The following is an 18,769-nucleotide window of genomic DNA, read 5'->3' on the forward strand; positions in this document are numbered from 1 at the left end:
TTACTCCCCCTTTTCTTCTGCCAACTTTTGTTTATCCCATATTTTTAAGAACGGTAAGTAAATAAAGAATGCTAATGCAAAGTTAACAAGTTGCAAAATAACACCTGAAATTTTACCACCCGATCCTAAATATCCACTAAATAGAATTGGTGTAGTCCATGTTACAGCAGCACCACTTGGTCGAGCCACCCATCCCCATTCCATTGCGAAATAAGAAACAATTGTTAACACAACTGGAACCAATATAAATGGAATAAGTAAAAGCGGATTCATTACAATCGGCATACCGAAAGTCACCATTTCATTAATGTTAAAAATACCAGGTGCAATCGATAATCTTCCTAAACTTTTTAATTGCTGGCTTCGTGCAAATAGTAGCATTCCTACAACTAAAGCTAGAGTCGCACCTGAACCGCCCATATAAATCCATAGATCAAAAAACTGTGTGGTAATCGTATTCGGTACATCTTGACCAGCTTGAAAAGCAATTCGATTCTGATCCATTAATGATAACCAAATTGGACTCATAACACCGCCTACAATTGTAGCTCCATGAATTCCGCACGCCCAAAGGACATGAACGAGAATAACGGCTATAACTGCTCCCCAAAGACTAGCACCAAGTACACTAAGTGGTTCTTGCAACAGCTTCCCTACAACATTATGAATACTTCCGAAAGTTGTTTGTTCAAAAATTAATCTAATGATCCAAACAACTGTCACAACAATAAATCCGGGAATAAGTGCTGCAAATGAACGCGTTACTGCTGGTGGAACTGTCTCAGGCATCTTTATAATCATCTTTTTCTGCACAAGAAATCGGTATATTTCAGTAGATATAATTGCAATAATCATCGCTACAAATAAACCTTGGCTTCCCATTAATGCCGCTGGAATTACTCCATCTACCAGTATACTTTCTTTCGTACCTGGAACAATATATGCAACTTGAAATGGAGTTGCGAGTAAAAAGGTTACAAGCGATAATGCACCAGATGCTAAAGCATCCACTTTATAATACTCACCCAACCTGTAAGCGATTCCAAAAACAGCTATTAAAGCCATTATATTAAAAGTTGCACTAACTGGATACCCTAATGCTATGTTCCAATTTTTCCCGAACAAACTCGCCATAAATTCATGATACCCTGGAATTGGTAATGTACTAATAATAAGAAAAATTGATCCGATAATTAAGAATGGCATCGTCAAGACAAGTCCATCACGGATTGCTAGCAAATGCCTCTGCTCTGCAACCTTCCCCGCTACTGGCATCACATATTTCTCTAAAAGCCGTATCATCTATCCCACTCTCCTCATGGTTTCATTGACAATGCTGCCTGCAAGATAGCTTCTCCATTACAAATTCCGTAATGGACGGATTGAATGACATCAACAGGTATCCCCTTCTCCTTACATAATTCTTTCATCTTCGGTAATAAATAACGTACTTGTGGGCCAAGTAAAAGTACATCTGCATTATCAATATGATTTCGCACTTCTGAACCTGATACAGCCCAAATTTTCACCTCTATCCCCATTCCCTGTGCCGCTTTCTCCATTTTCGTAACAATCAAACTGGAAGACATTCCCGCTGCACAGCAAAGCAAAATATTCATCCTGTTTCCCTCCCCTTTTTCTAAACCTAAGTTATGGCCCATCCCTTACCACCACTAGGTTACAAATATATATGTCTAGATTTCTTGCTGTATGCCGAGCTTAAACACAAAAATTTCTCGGTTTTCACGCTATTCCATCTATCCGTATTTTCCTAGTAAAGAAGTCTCTAACTCGCTATAATGATTCAGTATGATTTTTTATAATCGATAGGAGGGTATATTTATGAAGGCATATCGCTTTCCGCTTATTTTATTATCTTCTATCCTAATTGGTGGTTTCATTGGTTATTTCATGGGTGCCGATGCAGTTGCTTTAAAGCCGCTTGGTGACATTTTCTTAAACTTAATGTTTACGATTGTTGTACCGTTAGTGTTCTTTAGCATCGCATCATCTATTGCTAATATGGATGGATTAAAACGTTTCGGTAAAATTATGTCTAGTATGGCTGGAACTTTCTTATTTACAAGTATTTTAGCTGCTATTTTTATGATTATTATCGTGAAAGTATTCCCGCCAGCACAAGGTGTTGTATTAGAACTAACGCAGCCTGATAAAGCTGAAAAAGCAGTTAGCGTTGCTGATCAAATTGTTGGTATCATAACAGTATCAGACTTTTCAAAGTTACTATCTCGTGAGAACATGTTAGCTCTGATTTTCTTCTCTATCTTAATGGGGGTTGCAACTTCAGCAGTTGGTGAAAAAGGAAAACCATTCGCTACATTCCTACAAGCTGGTGCAGAAATTTCAATGAAAGTTGTATCTTTCATTATGTACTACGCTCCAATCGGACTAGCTGCCTACTTCGCAGCATTAGTTGGTGAATTCGGACCACAACTTCTTGGAACTTACTTCCGAGCAGCAATGGTATACTATCCAGCTTCTCTTATTTACTTCTTTGTATTCTTTACATTCTATGCGTACCTTGCAGGTCGCAAACAAGGTGTACAAGTATTTTGGAAGAACATGGTCTCTCCTACAGTTACATCACTTGCAACTTGTAGTAGTGCCGCAAGTATTCCAGCGAACTTAGAAGCAACGAAGAAAATGGGTATTTCTTCTGACGTTCGTGAAACAGTTGTCCTTCTTGGATCTACACTTCATAAAGACGGATCTGTTTTAGGCGGGGTATTAAAAATTGCTTTCTTATTCGGTATTTTCAACATGGAATTCGAAGGACCGAAAACATTAGCAATTGCACTTGTTGTTTCTCTATTAGTAGGAACAGTAATGGGTGCTATTCCGGGCGGGGGTATGATTGGTGAAATGTTAATCGTTTCTCTATATGGATTCCCGCCAGAAGCATTGCCAATTATCGCAGCAATTAGTACAATCATCGATCCTCCTGCAACAGTGTTAAACGTAACAGGAGATAATGCTTGTGCCGTAATGACAGCTCGTCTTGTAGAAGGTAAAAACTGGATCAAAAATAAATTTGCTTAATAAATAGAAAGAGGATGCTCGTTTAGAGCATCCTCTTTCTATTTATATCAATCACTACTGCCACAAATTTGTTAAAATCTTCACAAATATTCCACACCTCTCATCCTTACTCCGTACTATAATCATGTATGGAGAAGGGGATGGACACGATGACACAAAGCGCACCAGAATTTAAAGTTTTGCAAAGCATTGCATTTCTTGCTGTCGTTTTGCAAAGTTCCTTATTATATACAATGAATCAAGGAAATGTCTTACTTGAGCAATCCCTCATTATGGGCATGCTATTTAATCTTGCAAAATTTTCAGCACCTGCATTCATATTTATCGTTGGATTTCACTTAATTCGTCACTATACAAAGCAATTAGTATATAAAGAATATATTTCTGAAAAAGCGACACACTTACTCATTCCTTATTTCTTTTGGTCTATTCTTTACTTATTAACAACAAACGATCTTATTACATTACAAAGCGGAATAAAAAGCTTATTACTCGGAACAGCTGCTCCTCACCTTTGGTATGTTATTATGATGTTCCAAATTCACTTATTGTTCCCTTTACTATGCACACTTTTTTATTGGTTTCAAAAACGTACAGAAAATAAAAAAGACATATATAAATATATGACCTTTTTCGCCTGCCTATATTTCCTATTAATGTGGTTCTCTTCTCACTATATTTTTAATGGAGAAAAATTAACAAGTTCAACAATTTTACATTATACAGATCGATCATTTCTATTCTACTCATTCTATTTCGTTATGGGCGGTATTGCCGCTGTAGCACTAAAAACTTGGCGTCTATTCGTCATGAAACATATCCCACTTATAACAATATTATTTTTCATCTTATTTTTATTCATCAATTATGAATTATTTAGTTTTTACGGAGCAAACTCTATTCATCTAACTGTTTCTACCTATTTAAAACCATCTATGTTTTTATATATCGTATGCGAAATTATCATACTATATGTGTTATCTATTACAATAGTACAGCGTCGTGGTTTCTTATATAAAACGTTACGTTTCATTGGAAATTACACGTATGGTGCTTATTTAGCTCATCTATTCTTCTTGCAACTATGCACAAAACTTCTTTCTTTATTCACGCTGCAAGAAAATACTATACTATACAGCCTATTACTATTTGTATTAACAGCTATTCTATCTATTTCAACAATGGTCATTTGTAGCACACTACCATTTCATACTTGGATTACAGGCCCTTCTCCTACAAGAAATATGAAATGGGCGAAGATTGTACTTCAAAAAAATCATGCAAAACTATTCAAACCATATCTTTGATATAATAATATTTCATATAAGAAAAGAAAGCAGGAGACATCTATGATTAATCAAGTTGGACAAATTATGTTATATGTAAATAACCAAGATGAATCAGTACAGTTTTGGACAGAAACAGTAGGCTTCCAAATCATTGCGGAAGAAAATAATGGACAAGGATTTCGCTGGATTGAAATTGCGCCAGCAAAAGATGCTGGAACAAGCATTGTCCTTCACGATAAAGCGTTAATCGCGAAGATGCAACCTGAACTAAATCTTAATACACCTTCACTTATGTTCTTCTCAAATGACTTAGACCGTCTATATAAAGACCTTTCTGAGAAAAATGTTACAGTTGGACAAGTTGTAGATTTACCTACTGGTAGAGCATTTAATTTTGCTGATAATGAAAACAATTACTTTGCGGTAATGGAAAAGAAATAAGAAAAAAGTGCCGCCCCTAGGGTGGCACTCTATTTTTTACTCTTCTCCAATTCCATTTCAGCCAAAAGCGGTAGTACGTTATCGAAAATATGTGTATTATTATTCTCACCTGTTACATACCCACCATAATATCTACTAAATACATTATCATTGCGGAATGTAGTCATCCGCTCATACAATTCCTTCGCAAACTTTGTATCACCTGTTTGTAGTACGTACAAAATTGTTAATCCGTAAGATGCTGGTGATTCATAGTTCACAGCTTGTTTTCCCGTTTCTAAGTTATAACGACCGTATAACTTTCCGTCTTCGCGAAATTTCTTCTTTATAAATTCCAAATAAGCATCTGATGAAAGACCGCCTAAACTACGATGATAAGCAACGTATGATTGATCAATAAGATTCACTTCTTTATCATACGTGAATGTCCCATCATCTTTATACTCTTTCGGGAATGCCCAGCCCTGCCTTGGATAATTAGCTAAAAATTGAACCACTTCCTGATATTGTTCAGCAGACACTTTCCCGTATTTTTTCATATAAGAGAATGCATGAGGATTTATGTAAGATGTTGTTGCAACGTTATTTTGTTTCCCTGCATCTGCATCGTAATAATCAACGTAATAATTACCTTTTTTATTATAACGAAGTACAGAATCACTCAATTGATCTGCAAGGTTTTTATAACGATCTTCCTTGTACATTTCATAAGCACGATATAATTGTTCTATAATACGAAGATCATCGATAAGTGCATTAGTAGCCGACTGCATTTCTCCCTTTTCAGAGATTTTCCATATAATGATGCGATCCTTGTGTACAAAGTTATTTTGAATAACCTTCACTTGTTCATCAAATAAAGCTTGATCATCTTTATCAAGTGTATATTGTAGCCATAACCCTGCAGATTCTGATAAAGCTTCACGGCCCTTCGCTTCACCCTTACCTGCCTTTGTATCCTCTAGGCGATACGTTGCAAGTGTTCCATTTTCATTCACCATATGTCGTAAAATAAAATGCTCGGTACGATTTCCTTGTAAAGCTGACCAAAATACAACTCCACCTAAAGCGATTAAGAGAATAACCCCAATCCCTATATATAAACGTTTTCGCAAACTCTTCACCTCCCTAGTAAGACTAACCTTAATTTTACCAGAACATACGCAAATATAAAAAAGACAATCCTTTAGATTGTCTCTCCCACCTTATCCTTCGCAAGCCTCTTTAGAAGGTCTATATAGCGATTCCACAAGTCGATCATATTCACGACGCGTAATTTCTTTATTATACAACTTTAATAATAAATCTCTATGCTCTCTTGAAAATGCCATCTTTTTAATGACTTCAGGATACATAAAACACCCTCTCCATTTCACATAAACTTCTTCATCCCGGAAACAGAACTTACGTTCGCATAAAAGATTATAAAAGATTCAGCCCTAAAAAACAAATAAAATATTACTAAATATAAATTTCTTTCTTTTTAGAATATTTAAACACCATATTACCGTACTCATTTTTTAAATACATATATGTTTTTGGTAGTTTTTTGAATAAATTTTCCAATTCAATCAGAAAATAATGGCAAAAAAGAAGAGGAGTATACATATGGATACCGTAACATTAGCAAGAGCATTTTTTGGTTCTTCATTAGCATTCCACATTATCTTTGCAACGCTTGGAGTCGGACTTTCTTTAATGATTTTTATAAGTGAAATACTCTATCACTGGAAGAAAGATTCCGACTATGCCATTATGGCAAAAAGATGGACAAAGGCTTTTGCTATCCTTCTCGGTGTAGCAATTCCAACTGGAACAATTGTTGGTGTACAAATTTCACTTCTTTGGCCTGGTTTCGCCAAAATTGTTGGCCAAGTTATTTCTGTTCCGTTTCAAATTGAGATTTTCGCCTTCTTTTTAGAGGCTTTATTCATGTCTATTTATGTATATGCAGCTGATAAATTACCTCCAGTTATGAGATTAATCTCGCTATTTTTCGTTATGATTGGTGCCACTGCATCCGCCGTACTTATTACATCAGCAAATACATGGATGAATACACCTGCGGGCTTTTCAATGGGGCCAGATGGCTCAGTTTTTAACGTTGATCCGTGGAAAGCTTTCTTTAATCCGAGCTTTGGCACAAGTGCATTTCACGTCGTTATTACAGCCTATACAACTGGAGCAGCTGTTATCGCTTCTATCGCTGGATTTAAATTATTAAAGAAAAATTTAAGTGCACGTGAAATTGCTTACCATAAAAAAGGATTACTGTTAGGGCTTGTCGTTACATTTATCACAGGTGCTACAATGTGGCTTTCAGGACACGAATCTGCTATTGCCTTACATAAACATTCACCTGAAAAACTAGCATCTGCTGAAGCTTTGTTTGAAACGACATCACACGCTCCTTTATCGATTGGCGGGGTTGTGGATCCTAACACACTTGAACTAAACTATGCCCTTGAAATTCCGAACATGCTTAGCTTATTAGTGGGACTAGACCCTAGCACCGTTGTAAAAGGGCTAAATGAATTCCCGCAAGAAACGTGGCCACCATTTTACACACATACACTGTTCAACTTAATGGTCGGCACTGCTGCCTTTACCTTTGCAGTTGCAGCTATTGCCCTCTTATATTGGTACTTTGTTTACCGAAAAAAAGGAGTAGAGTTACCAAAGTGGCTTCTTTGGGGGGCTGCCGCATGTGGACCCGTTATGTTGCTCGGTATTGAATTCGGATGGATTTTTAGTTGTAGTGGTCGTCAGCCATGGACAATTTATGGCATGCAACGCACGGTAGATGCTTCTACACGTGCTGATTTCGTCGGTCCTTTATTTGTTTTATTCATCATTTTATATATTGGACTCGGTATTTTAACAGTCTTTGTATTACGGACGTTCTTTAAGAAACATCCGTTAAAGAATGATTTACATCACGAAGGAGGAGATTCTCGTGCATGAGGAAAGCATTGCAATCATCATCTTATGGGCTCTTATTTTCGTATATAGCATACTAGGGTCTATTGATTTTGGAGCTGGTTTTTGGGGCATGGTATACGCTAAACACCCGACGCTTGCTGCCAAGCTTGCTAATCGGTACTTATCACCAACTTGGGAAGTAACAAATACGTTTCTTGTCTTTGTCGTTGTCGCTTTTCTCGGTTTCTTTCCGAAAGCAGCCTTTACCCTGGCAACGGTTATGTTTGTACCAGTTATGTTAATTTTAGTACTCGTTGCGATTCGCAGTACATTTATGGTATTCGCTTACTCCCTGCCAAAGTATCAACACCTTCTTCGGATTATTTCAGGTATTACAGGGCTCTTAATCCCAGCTCTATTAATTACCGTTCTACCCGTTACAGAAGGTGCCTATATTACGATGTCTGAAGGAAAAGAAGTGCTCCTTTACGGAAAACTTCTTTCTAGTCCCGTTATTTATTGTTATATGCTCTTCGGACTAACTTCGGAACTATTTCTATCATCTCTCTTTCTTGCTGATTTTGCTAGGGAACAAGGTTCTGAAGATACGTACCGAATTTATAGGAGAAATGCCATCATACTTGGTCCTGCAACGCTCGTGACTGCTATTATCGCTCTCGTTGTAATGGACCCTGAAACACACTGGCTTATGCAAGGACTAATAAAGCAATTCCCATGGTTTACAGTCTCTATCATTTTATTTGTTATCGGATATTCCTCCCTTTGGTGGACAAATAAGAAGTACAGCACACTAGGCTTTCCTCGCATTGCAGTTTTAGCTGTCGTCGCTCAATATGCATTTGCAAGCTACGCTTACGGCGTCGCCCATTTACCGTATATCATTTACCCGGACGTAACTGTATTTACAAGCTTTACGACGGTCGAAACATTCTATGCGCTTCTTATTCTTTACGCAATCGGGATTGCAATTTTACTACCCGGATTCATTTTCTTCTGGAATTTATTCTTGAAGGATCGAACTTTTTTGAAGGAAAAATAATAAATGAGGGGCATTCACACATAGAATGCCCCTCATTTATTAGACTCCTCTCCTAATAGTTATTACACTACTACTTATACTTGCCTTATTGCTCAAAATACACATATTCACTAGATTCAGGTAGATGCCTAGTTCTTCTTATTTTCTTTTGAATATAATGCTATATAAACTTGAGACAAGCTACATTTGTTCAAGGGAAAATAGAAAGGTAGGTTAAATATGAGCATTGAAATATGGATTACTATTATTGTTTTCTTCTTAACGATGATTGTTATCTTTTGGCGACCCCGTGGTTTAAATGAAGCGTGGCCAGCAGCAATCGGCGCTGGTATCATCCTCATTACTGGACTTGTATCAAAGCCAGATGTCATGGACATTATAAGTAAAATTGGAGGCGCCTCCATAACGATATTAGCGACCATCGTTATGGCAGTTATATTAGAAAGCTTCGGCTTCTTCCATTGGGCTGCAGCAAAACTCGCAAATTTAGCGAAAGGTTCCGGACGCCGCCTATACTGGTATATTCAATTACTATGTTTCCTTATGACTCTTTTATTTAATAATGACGGTAGTATTTTAATTACAACTCCAATTTTAATCCTTCTTCTGAAAAATCTTCAATTAAAACCTCATCAGCAAATCCCTTATTTATTAAGCGGTGCTTTAATCGCCACTGCATCTAGTGCACCAATTGGTGTAAGTAATATCGTAAACTTAATCGCATTAAATATTGTTCATATGACTCTTTATATGCATACTGCTATGATGTTTGTACCTGCAACACTAGGACTACTGTTTATGTCATGGCTCATGTATACAGTTTTAAAGAAAAAACTTCCAGAGAAATTACCGGTTTCTTCATATGATATTGAAGAAATTTTCTTCACGAAAAACTTCCATCCGTTAAAAGGAAAAAATTCTGTTGATACAAAACAAAAACGTACAAAATTCATGTTAAAAGTATTAGGCTTCGTCTTCCTTATGCGCTGTCTTCTATTCGTTGCATCCTTTTTATCGATTCCAATCGAAATTGTTGCTGTACTTGGTTCACTCGTTCTTCTCATTTGGAGATGGTACTACTTACGAACAAACCCAGTCGATATTTTGAAAAAAACACCGTGGCATATTTTAATTTTCGCCTTCTCTATGTACGTAATTATTTACGGGCTTCATAACGCAGGATTAACAGCGGCGCTTGTCCATTGGCTCGAACCAGTTGTAAGTCAGCATCTGCTCTATGCCAGCTTTGCAATGGGCGGACTCGTTTCCCTCCTCTCTAACGTCTTCAATAACCACCCTGCACTTATGATTGGTACAATCACATTAACAGAAATGGGACTAGATCCAGTCACATTAAAAACTATCTATCTCGCAAACATTATTGGTAGTGACATCGGTTCACTATTATTACCAATTGGTACGCTAGCTTCCCTCATTTGGATGTATATACTGAGACAAAACAAAATTAAAGTGAAATGGAAAGATTATTTAAGCGTATCTCTCATCGTAATCCCACTCACAACAGTCGTCACATTATTCCTCTTATACTACTGGGTACAATTATTCTTCGCCTTATAGACAACAGAAGCCCCCTTTGCTATCGTCTTAGCAAAGGGGGCTTCTTCTATATTTAAGTTAGGTACAGTGTGATCAATCAAGTAAAGAGGTGTAACGTGTTATTGATATAAGTGACTACCAGTTTCTTTGAATTCTACCGCTTTCTCTTTCATTCCTTTTTCAATTGCTTCCGTCGTTTCTAAATCATTTTCTTTCGCATATTCACGAATATCATGCGAAATTCTCATACTACAAAACTTCGGTCCACACATTGAACAGAAATGCGCTGTTTTCGCCCCTTCTGCTGGCAACGTTTCATCATGATACTCCATCGCGCGTTCAGGATCTAAAGATAAATTAAATTGGTCGCGCCAACGGAATTCAAATCGTGCTTTTGAAAGTGCATCATCACGCTGATGAGCCGTTTTATGCCCTTTCGCAAGATCGGCTGCATGCGCAGCGATTTTGTACGTAATAACCCCTTCGCGAACATCATCTTTATTTGGTAAACCTAAATGTTCTTTCGGTGTTACATAACAAAGCATCGCCGTTCCAAACCAGCCAATCATCGCAGCACCAATCGCTGATGTGATATGGTCATAACCTGGTGCAATATCTGTCGTTAACGGCCCAAGTGTATAGAACGGCGCGCCCTGACAAATATCAAGTTCTTTCTCCATATTTTCTTTAATTAAATGCATCGGTACATGCCCAGGTCCTTCAATCATAACTTGCACATCATGTTTCCAAGCGATTTTCGTCAATTCACCAAGTGTTTCAAGCTCAGAAAACTGCGCTTCGTCATTTGCATCTGCAATAGAACCTGGACGTAATCCATCTCCAAGAGAGAACGAAACATCGTACTGCTTCATAATTTCACAAATCTCTTCAAAGTGAGTATATAGGAAGTTTTCTTTATGATGGAATAAACACCACTGCGCCATAATCGAACCACCGCGAGAAACAATACCTGTCATACGCTTTGCAGTAATTGGAATGTAACGAAGTAATACACCAGCGTGAATCGTGAAGTAATCAACGCCTTGCTCCGCCTGCTCAATTAACGTATCGCGGTACACTTCCCACGTTAAATCCTCTGCAATTCCGTTTACTTTTTCAAGCGCTTGATAAATTGGCACAGTTCCAACTGGTACCGGGGCATTACGAATAATCCACTCACGTGTTGTATGAATGTTTTTACCTGTAGATAAATCCATAATCGTATCTGCACCCCAGCGAGTCGCCCACGTCATCTTCTCTACTTCTTCTGCAATAGAAGACGATACAGCAGAGTTTCCGATATTTGCATTTACCTTTACGTGAAAATTACGTCCAATTATCATCGGTTCCGCTTCAGGATGGTTAATGTTCGCTGGCAAAATCGCACGACCTTCTGCAATCTCCTTACGAACAAATTCAGGCTCTACCCCTTCACGAATCGCAACATATTCCATCTCAGACGTAATAATGCCATTACGCGCATAATGCATTTGCGTGACATTTGCACCTTGCTTCGCTCTAAGCGGCTTACGATCCATTTGCGGGAAAACAGGTGTATGTTTCGAAGCCACTTTCACACCGTCATCCTCTGGTTTTACTTCGCGCCCTTCGTATGCTTCTACATCACCACGCCCCATGGTCCAAGAATGGCGCGGTGTCGGAATCCCCTTTTCCAGCTCCACTTTATACTCTGGATCTGTATAAGGTCCACTCGTATCATACACACGGATTGGCAGATTTTGAACACCATTCGTATCGCTTTGTTCAATCTCGCGCATCGGCACTTTCATACCCGCGCGTGGCCCATCCACATACACTTTCTTACTTCCTGGTAAACTCGATTTCAATTCAATTTGCTCAGCAGAAACAGACTGTTTCATAACCTTTATTGCCCCCTGTTCGTGACAAGGACGAGATATGGCCAGCGTATGCCAAAATAAAAAGAGCCAGGTCCATAAAAAAATAAGGACCTGGCTCATAAAGACATAATTATGTAAAGCCGTTAACTTCCCTACGCTGGTACGAGCCAGATCAGGTCCAAAGGGTTAAGAAGTTCACACGCTTCTCTCTCAGCCTACGCATACGTTAGGCACCCCTAGTTTATCACTGATTTAATTTTCAATACTTTCCCATTATACACGATAATCTGAAAAATACAAAGGTTATTTCTTTTTTGTTTACGGGATCATCCACGTTAAATAATAAGCCTGCACATACGTCATAATCCCAACAATAGTAACGAAAAATAAACTATGCTTCAATGTAAAGCGGAACAAATCTGACTCTTTCCCAGCAAGTCCAACTGCCGCACAAGCAATCGCAATCGATTGCGGAGAAATCATTTTACCTGTTACACCGCCCGTTGTATTTGCGGCAACGAGAAGCACTTCAGATACACCGACTTGCTGCGCTGTAATTGCTTGTAAATTCGAGAACAGTGCGTTCGCTGACGTATCTGACCCTGTTAAGAATACCCCAATCCAACCTAAGAATGGTGAGAAGAACGGGAATAGTCCGCCAGTTCCTGCAAGTGCTAACGCTAATGTAGAAGATAAACCAGAATAGTTTGCGATAAATGCGAATCCTAATACGAATCCAATAGATAGAATTGGCATCTTTAGTTCGTTTAACGTTTCTTTAAATGTTGCTACTGCATCTTTTGCACTCATTTTCAAAATAAAAATTGAAATGATACAAGCAATTAAAATTGCTGTTCCAGTCGCTGATAAAATATCTAATTTCAAGATTGCTTCATAAGGTGTTGGTTTATTTACAATTGGCTCTGCTTTCATTACTAAATTGTGCAAGCCTGGAACTTCAAATTTAAATACAAGACTTTCTAAAGTACCACCTGGAGCGAATAATGCTTTAAAGAAACTTTGGCTCCAAATGACTACCATCACAGTTAAAATAATGAACGGAGACCATGCTTTTACTACTTTTCCTACCGTTAGTTTCGGCATAGATGTCGCCGTCGTTGCTGCTACTTCACTATTCGCTTCTTTAGACTGATAAATTTCTTTCGGCTGCCAAACTTTTAAGAATAGCGATAAACTTACTAAACTTACAAGTGCTGACGTAATATCAGGAAGTTCCGGTCCTAAAAACGTCGCTGTAATAAACTGTGTAATTGCAAATGAACTACCCGCTACAAATAAAGCAGGCCACGTTTGTCTTACTCCTTTAAAACCATCCATTAAAAATACGATAAAGAACGGAACAAATAAAGATAAGAACGGTAATTGATGCCCAGCCATTTGTCCAATTTTATGTGGATCAATGCCTGTTACTTGTCCAGCAACTGTAATCGGTATCCCCATCGCTCCGAACGCTACTGGTGCAGTATTTGCGATTAAACAAAGGCCTGCTGCATATAAAGGGTTCAGCCCAAGACCTGCAAGAAGCGCTGCTGTAATCGCTACTGGTGCACCAAATCCTGCTGCCCCTTCCAAAAATGCTCCAAATGAAAATCCGATTAAAATAACGAGTAAACGATGGTCATTCGTAATGGATAATACAGATGCACGAATGACATCAAATTGACCTGTTTTCACAGAAATTTTATATAAAAATACTGACATAATGATAATCCACGCAATTGGCCATAATCCGTATAAGAAACCGTATCCGGTCGCTGCCATTGCCATTGTGAATGGCATTTTATACGCAAATAACGCCACCAAGATCGTTAATACAACTGTAATAAATCCTGCCACATACCCCTTCATGCGGAAAACTGCTAAAGCTAAGAAAAAAAAGATGATTGGAATAAGTGCGACTGCTGCCGAAATCCAAATGTTACCGAACGGATCGTAAACTTGTGTCCATGTGTTCATTGTTCTCTCCCCCTAAAGAATCCCCTTTTAAATAGAATAACCTTATCAATAGACTATCAGGTCATCATACCTTTAAGTCTAAAATAAAAAAACGCTCAAGAAAACGTTTTCACTAATTTTATCACAACAATTTTCATTTAAAAAGATTTTTTTGAAAATTATATCATTTAAATAAAAAATCTTACAAAAACGTCACGTTCTTGTAATGTTAATCGATAGGAAGCTTGCCAAATTTACTACATAATAAAAGTATAACAACGGAAATTATTTATGAGGTGATATATATGAACGGAAACAAAATATTAGCAGCTTTATCATACTTTAGTGTATTATTTGCGCCTATCTTATTCCCTATTATCGTGTGGATTGTGGGCGATTCTGAAACGAAACCACATGCAAAACGTGCTCTATGGACACATATCATTCCAAGCATCGCTTCATTTATTGGATTAGTTATTTTAGGAATTATGGGCATCGGATCTGATCAACCAGATGTAACACTTGGAATTGGAGCAATGATTGTCTTATGTATTTGCGGAATCATTAGCTTATACTACTTCATTTGGAATATCGTAAAAGGTATTAAAGTACTGAAAGCTTAATCTTCCTTTAAACAAACGTTTGATTAAAAAAGGACACTTGCAAATTGCAAGTGTCCTTTTCCCACTATGTACAGACAGTAAGAGCCTTCTCTTTATCTTCTGCGTTTCTTCTTTTTTCTCATCATTTTCTTTCGGCGCGTATTCGCTTTATCCGCTATAATGTGGAGCGTACTCGCCACAACAATCCCCATTACAAACGTTACAATTTCAACCTCGTGTTCCTTCGCAATTTCTATTAAATTTCCGTCGAATGCTATTATATTTAATAGGAATAAAAACGGAGAAAATACGATTAACATGTATGCAATACGAATAATATCACCAATTATAATCGTATGTGTGAAGAAGGAACGATGGGGCATTACGCTCCTATATGGATACCAAAAAATGCGGAGGAATCCCCATTTATTATACGCATTACTGTACGTATCTAAATCCGGTGTTAAAAATGAAGTACCTACTAAAAAGCCAATTGCAAAAGTTAATAAAAAATCAAAATTTGTTAATCCATACGAAAAGAGCATAAACAAAACAACCGGAAGGGATATTAAGTTTATTTTCGTATGCGTTCTTCCTGATGGCATAATGCACTTCCTCGCTTACGTTCGCCCTGTCATCCTATGACAGGTCTCACCTATTGATCTAATTTTTGATCGATAAATGATGTGTCTATATCCGAATCAAACCATTCTGCCAACTTCACTCGTGCCTTATCTTTCACTTCTTCATTTACGTATATCGATGCTTGTAATAGTGCGGCCATTAACGCACCTAAATCATCCGTATAACCAACTCCAGCAATAAAATCTGGGATTGCATCAATCGGTGCAATAAAATAAGCAAGTGCTCCGATGACAATAATTTTCACTCGTTTTGGAACATCCGGTCTTTGCAAAACGTAAAACAACAATAAACTCGCATAGATTACCGACTGCCCTGCCTGCTTCGCAACATGTTTTATTTTCTTCCAAAACGCTTCAACTGAAAATTTTTGTTTCATTCAAAAGCCTCCCTATTTTCAAAAGAAATAAGCTACAATATGTTATGTTATCAGTAAAAGTTCATCAAAATTACACATAATCTATCAATGAAATTTCATTGTAACAAACAAAACTAAAAAGAACAAGTGTTCGTTAATTTTTTCGTATTTTCCTTCATATAATAGTTTTCTAGACAACCACTTAAAGATTTCTATTCCATATTTCTCAACCAAAAAACTTTCAATTCCCTTTAACATTCTTTTCTATTTTTGTTATATTTTATAGTTGACGAGCATATAAACGAATGTTAAAGTTTTCTCTGGTAGTGACAAATCACATACAAAAAATGTAAAATGTTATAGTGTTTCTCAGAAATGAATTTTGTTGTATAATACAGAAATGACGTTATGCTTATGAGCAGCACAAGAAACCAAAAAGGGTATGCATAGTTAAAGTCGTATATGGGTGAATATAGAAACTCTAATTATGGCCAAGAAAACTATGTATTTTTTATTTTAACATTTTTCGCTCCAAAATCGACCAAGCCTGATAGAGAAAGGGTGGAAATGAATGAAAGAAACCATGAAATCACAATTTCAAAATGTGCGTTTCACTTTATTCGTAGCTTTGGCCGTATGGCTAAAAACCTACATCATTACACGCACTAGCTTCGATTTAAAACTTGAATCTTTCATGCAAGAATTCATTTTATTCATTAGTCCATTAGCAGCATCATTACTGTTTGTGGGTCTTGCATTATTTGCAAAAGGGAAAAAACGTAACTATATAGCACTAGGAATTAACTTTATCTTAACGTTCATTCTTGTTGGTAACGTAATGTTCTACGGATTCTACAATGACTTCGTTACTTTACCAGTACTAGGACAAACATCTAATTTTGGAAGTTTAGGTTCTAGTGTGAAAGAATTATTTAACTTCAAAATCATCCTTGCATTTGCGGATATTATCGTATTCTTCGTTCTATTGAAAAAGAAGAAAGATTTTGCACCGACAGAGCGTGTAGCACGTCCGATGCGTTCCCTATACTTCGTGTCAACAGTTGCTATTTTCTGCGTAAACCTAGGATTTGCAGAAGCTGAGCGTCCAGAACTATTAACACGTTCATTCGACCGCGTTATGCTTGTTAAAAACTTAGGATTATATGTACACCAAGCATACGATCTTGGCCTACAAGCAAAATCAAGTTCACAAAAAGCGTTTGCTGATAGTAGTAAATTACAAGAAGCAGAAAACTATGTGAAAACAACACAAAGTAAACCAGATCCAAATATGTATGGTACTGCAAAAGGGAAAAACGTAATTGTTGTCTCTCTTGAATCATTACAAACATTCTTAATTGGTGCGCAAGTTAACGGACAAGAAGTTACACCATTCCTAAACCAATTTGCGAAAGAAAGTTATTACTTCGATAACTTCTTCCATCAAACTGGGCAAGGTAAAACATCTGATGCTGAATTCTTAGTAGATACTTCGTTATATCCACTAGACCGTGGTGCTGTATTCTTCACACACGGTAACAACGAATATACAGCAACTCCAGAAATTTTGCGTGAGCAAGGGTATCACACATCAGTATTCCATGCAAACAACGCAACATTCTGGAACCGTAATATTATGTATCCGGCACTTGGTTATGATCGTTACTACAACGAACTTGACTACAAGATTACGCCAGAAACAAAATTAAACTGGGGACTAAAAGATATCGAATACTTCGATCAGTCTATCGATATGTTAAAACAAGTGAAGCAGCCGTTCTATACTCGCTTCCTTACTTTAACAAACCATTACCCATTCACTTATGATGACAGTACGAAATTAATCGACGAGTACAATTCTGGTGATGGAGTATTTGACCGCTATATGGTAACAGCTCGCTACTTAGACGAAGCAATGAAGCACTTTATTGAGCGTCTAAAAGCTGAAGGTATTTACGACAACTCTGTTATCGTATTCTACGGTGACCATTATGGTATTTCTGAGAATCATAACCGTGCAATGGCACAGTTCTTAGGAAAAGAAGAAATTACTACATTTGACCATATGAACTTACAAAAAACACCGATGTTTATTCACGTTCCAGGTCAAAAAGAGGGTAAAACAATTTCAAAACCAACTGGTGAAATTGACATTAAACCAACAATTCTAAACCTACTTGGTGTAGATTCTTCGAATCAAATCCAATTCGGTCATGATGTATTCTCACCAGACAATAAAGGATTCGTTGTTCTTCGTGACGGTAGCTTCATTACAGATAAGTACATGTACACAAACAGTACATTCTACGATCGTAACACAGGTGAAGTTGTACAATTACCGAAAGAAGAAGCTCAACCACTTATTGATCGTGCACAAAATGAATTGCACATGTCTGACAAAATCATTGAAGGCGACTTACTTCGCTTCTCTGAAAGCAATAAGACCAAAACTGGTGAAGTAAAAACGGCTATTAAAGAAGAAAAGAAGAGTGCTGAGTAACCTCAGCCTCTTTTTTATTTTCCTCTCTACAAATTCTTCTATACATTAACTTTAAAATTACATAACCTTCACCTAATATTTACACCATATTAACGAAACATCTTTATAATAAAATATGTAAACAAGGTTCCACATATTTCTTATCTCTCATCTTCAATAAGATCCCTTAGAGAAATATGCGCATCATTTGTTTTCAATTTTCTTATAATTGTCTTTCCAAGTGTTTTGTTTGCATAAATGAAACCTTTAAAGACGATGTCCCTATGAAAGATAGCTACCCTCCTTGTGCAGCATTCCATACGAATGTTGCTTTTTTTTTTCAAAAAGCAGGATTCTTATTTCTCCTTTTCGAATTTGTATATACAAAATGCTATAAAGTGAAACTTTAATCAGTAGGGTTTTGTTCATCTCCCACTGATTATTAGCCCTCACCAATCGTTCGTTTACGGGCAGTTAATGCGGGATAAATCACCACTACTTCTCTATGATTTACAAATACATATGCGTCATATGCGGAGAATTA

Annotated in this window: 16 protein-coding genes and 1 riboswitch; of the genes, 8 read left to right on the top strand and 8 right to left on the bottom strand. The window is 37.2% G+C overall.

The window, feature by feature from the left end:
- Positions 1–1,302, bottom strand: coding sequence for a PTS cellobiose transporter subunit IIC (gene celB, locus KPL75_RS12635; protein WP_002144838.1), 1,302 nt, complete (start codon positions 1,300–1,302; stop codon positions 1–3).
- 14 nt (positions 1,303–1,316) lie between these two features.
- Complete coding sequence (locus tag KPL75_RS12640) at positions 1,317–1,619, bottom strand: PTS sugar transporter subunit IIB (RefSeq protein WP_219920876.1); 303 nt, start codon at positions 1,617–1,619, stop codon at positions 1,317–1,319.
- A gap of 223 nt (positions 1,620–1,842) precedes the next feature.
- On the opposite strand from KPL75_RS12640, the gene KPL75_RS12645 reads away from it, so the two are divergent.
- The 3 genes from KPL75_RS12645 (at position 1,843) to KPL75_RS12655 (ending at position 4,790) form a co-directional block, all read left to right on the top strand.
- Complete coding sequence (locus KPL75_RS12645; protein ID WP_002016167.1) at positions 1,843–3,060, top strand: dicarboxylate/amino acid:cation symporter; 1,218 nt, start codon at positions 1,843–1,845, stop codon at positions 3,058–3,060.
- 149 nt (positions 3,061–3,209) lie between these two features.
- Positions 3,210–4,367: an acyltransferase gene (locus KPL75_RS12650; protein WP_219920877.1), complete on the top strand. Its 1,158-nt coding sequence runs from the start codon at positions 3,210–3,212 to the stop codon at positions 4,365–4,367.
- 42 nt (positions 4,368–4,409) lie between these two features.
- Positions 4,410–4,790, top strand: coding sequence for a VOC family protein (locus KPL75_RS12655; protein WP_002144833.1), 381 nt, complete (start codon positions 4,410–4,412; stop codon positions 4,788–4,790).
- 29 nt (positions 4,791–4,819) lie between these two features.
- Here KPL75_RS12655 and KPL75_RS12660 read toward each other — a convergent pair whose 3' ends face one another.
- Both KPL75_RS12660 and KPL75_RS12665 read right to left on the bottom strand, forming a co-directional pair.
- The gene (locus KPL75_RS12660) at positions 4,820–5,905 is read right to left on the bottom strand and encodes a transcriptional regulator (RefSeq protein WP_219920878.1); all 1,086 of its coding nucleotides are present in this window, start codon (positions 5,903–5,905) and stop codon (positions 4,820–4,822) included.
- Between the two features lie 90 nt (positions 5,906–5,995).
- Positions 5,996–6,145: a hypothetical protein gene (locus KPL75_RS12665; protein ID WP_002016173.1), complete on the bottom strand. Its 150-nt coding sequence runs from the start codon at positions 6,143–6,145 to the stop codon at positions 5,996–5,998.
- Positions 6,146–6,398: 253 nt separating this feature from the next.
- Between KPL75_RS12665 and cydA the strand changes: the two genes are divergently transcribed.
- The 3 genes from cydA to KPL75_RS12680 all read left to right on the top strand — a co-directional run bounded on the left by cydA (position 6,399) and on the right by KPL75_RS12680 (position 10,350).
- Positions 6,399–7,754 carry a cytochrome ubiquinol oxidase subunit I gene (cydA, locus tag KPL75_RS12670; protein WP_219920879.1) on the top strand — a complete coding sequence of 452 codons (1,356 nt, stop codon included), beginning with the start codon at positions 6,399–6,401 and terminating at the stop codon, positions 7,752–7,754.
- Positions 7,747–8,772, top strand: a complete 1,026-nt coding sequence (locus tag KPL75_RS12675) for a cytochrome d ubiquinol oxidase subunit II (RefSeq protein WP_070168177.1) — start codon at positions 7,747–7,749, stop codon at positions 8,770–8,772. The genes cydA and KPL75_RS12675 overlap by 8 nt, the downstream gene beginning before the upstream one ends.
- A gap of 219 nt (positions 8,773–8,991) precedes the next feature.
- Entirely contained in the window at positions 8,992–10,350 is a 1,359-nt protein-coding gene (locus tag KPL75_RS12680) for an arsenic transporter (protein ID WP_219920880.1), read from the top strand.
- A gap of 98 nt (positions 10,351–10,448) precedes the next feature.
- Here KPL75_RS12680 and thiC read toward each other — a convergent pair whose 3' ends face one another.
- Positions 10,449–12,209: a phosphomethylpyrimidine synthase ThiC gene (gene thiC, locus KPL75_RS12685; RefSeq protein ID WP_219920881.1), complete on the bottom strand. Its 1,761-nt coding sequence runs from the start codon at positions 12,207–12,209 to the stop codon at positions 10,449–10,451.
- Between the two features lie 111 nt (positions 12,210–12,320).
- Positions 12,321–12,436: riboswitch (TPP riboswitch) on the bottom strand.
- A gap of 70 nt (positions 12,437–12,506) precedes the next feature.
- Complete coding sequence (gene lldP, locus KPL75_RS12690; protein ID WP_219920882.1) at positions 12,507–14,165, bottom strand: L-lactate permease; 1,659 nt, start codon at positions 14,163–14,165, stop codon at positions 12,507–12,509.
- 284 nt (positions 14,166–14,449) lie between these two features.
- Between lldP and KPL75_RS12695 the strand changes: the two genes are divergently transcribed.
- The gene (locus tag KPL75_RS12695) at positions 14,450–14,767 is read left to right on the top strand and encodes a magnetosome magnetite crystal formation protein family (RefSeq protein WP_001014107.1); all 318 of its coding nucleotides are present in this window, start codon (positions 14,450–14,452) and stop codon (positions 14,765–14,767) included.
- Between the two features lie 92 nt (positions 14,768–14,859).
- Here KPL75_RS12695 and KPL75_RS12700 read toward each other — a convergent pair whose 3' ends face one another.
- Together KPL75_RS12700 and KPL75_RS12705 are read right to left on the bottom strand one after the other, a co-directional pair.
- A complete protein-coding gene (locus tag KPL75_RS12700; protein ID WP_070145518.1) occupies positions 14,860–15,351 on the bottom strand; it encodes a metal-binding protein in 492 nt (163 codons plus the stop codon).
- A gap of 50 nt (positions 15,352–15,401) precedes the next feature.
- Positions 15,402–15,767, bottom strand: coding sequence for a YkvA family protein (locus KPL75_RS12705; protein ID WP_219920883.1), 366 nt, complete (start codon positions 15,765–15,767; stop codon positions 15,402–15,404).
- A gap of 550 nt (positions 15,768–16,317) precedes the next feature.
- Here KPL75_RS12705 and KPL75_RS12710 point away from each other — a divergent pair.
- Positions 16,318–18,246, top strand: coding sequence for an LTA synthase family protein (locus KPL75_RS12710; RefSeq protein ID WP_002144821.1), 1,929 nt, complete (start codon positions 16,318–16,320; stop codon positions 18,244–18,246).
- Positions 18,247–18,769 lie beyond the last annotated feature (523 nt).

Source organism: Bacillus sp. NP247 (assembly GCF_018966865.1).
Classification (GTDB): Bacteria; Bacillota; Bacilli; order Bacillales; family Bacillaceae_G; genus Bacillus_A.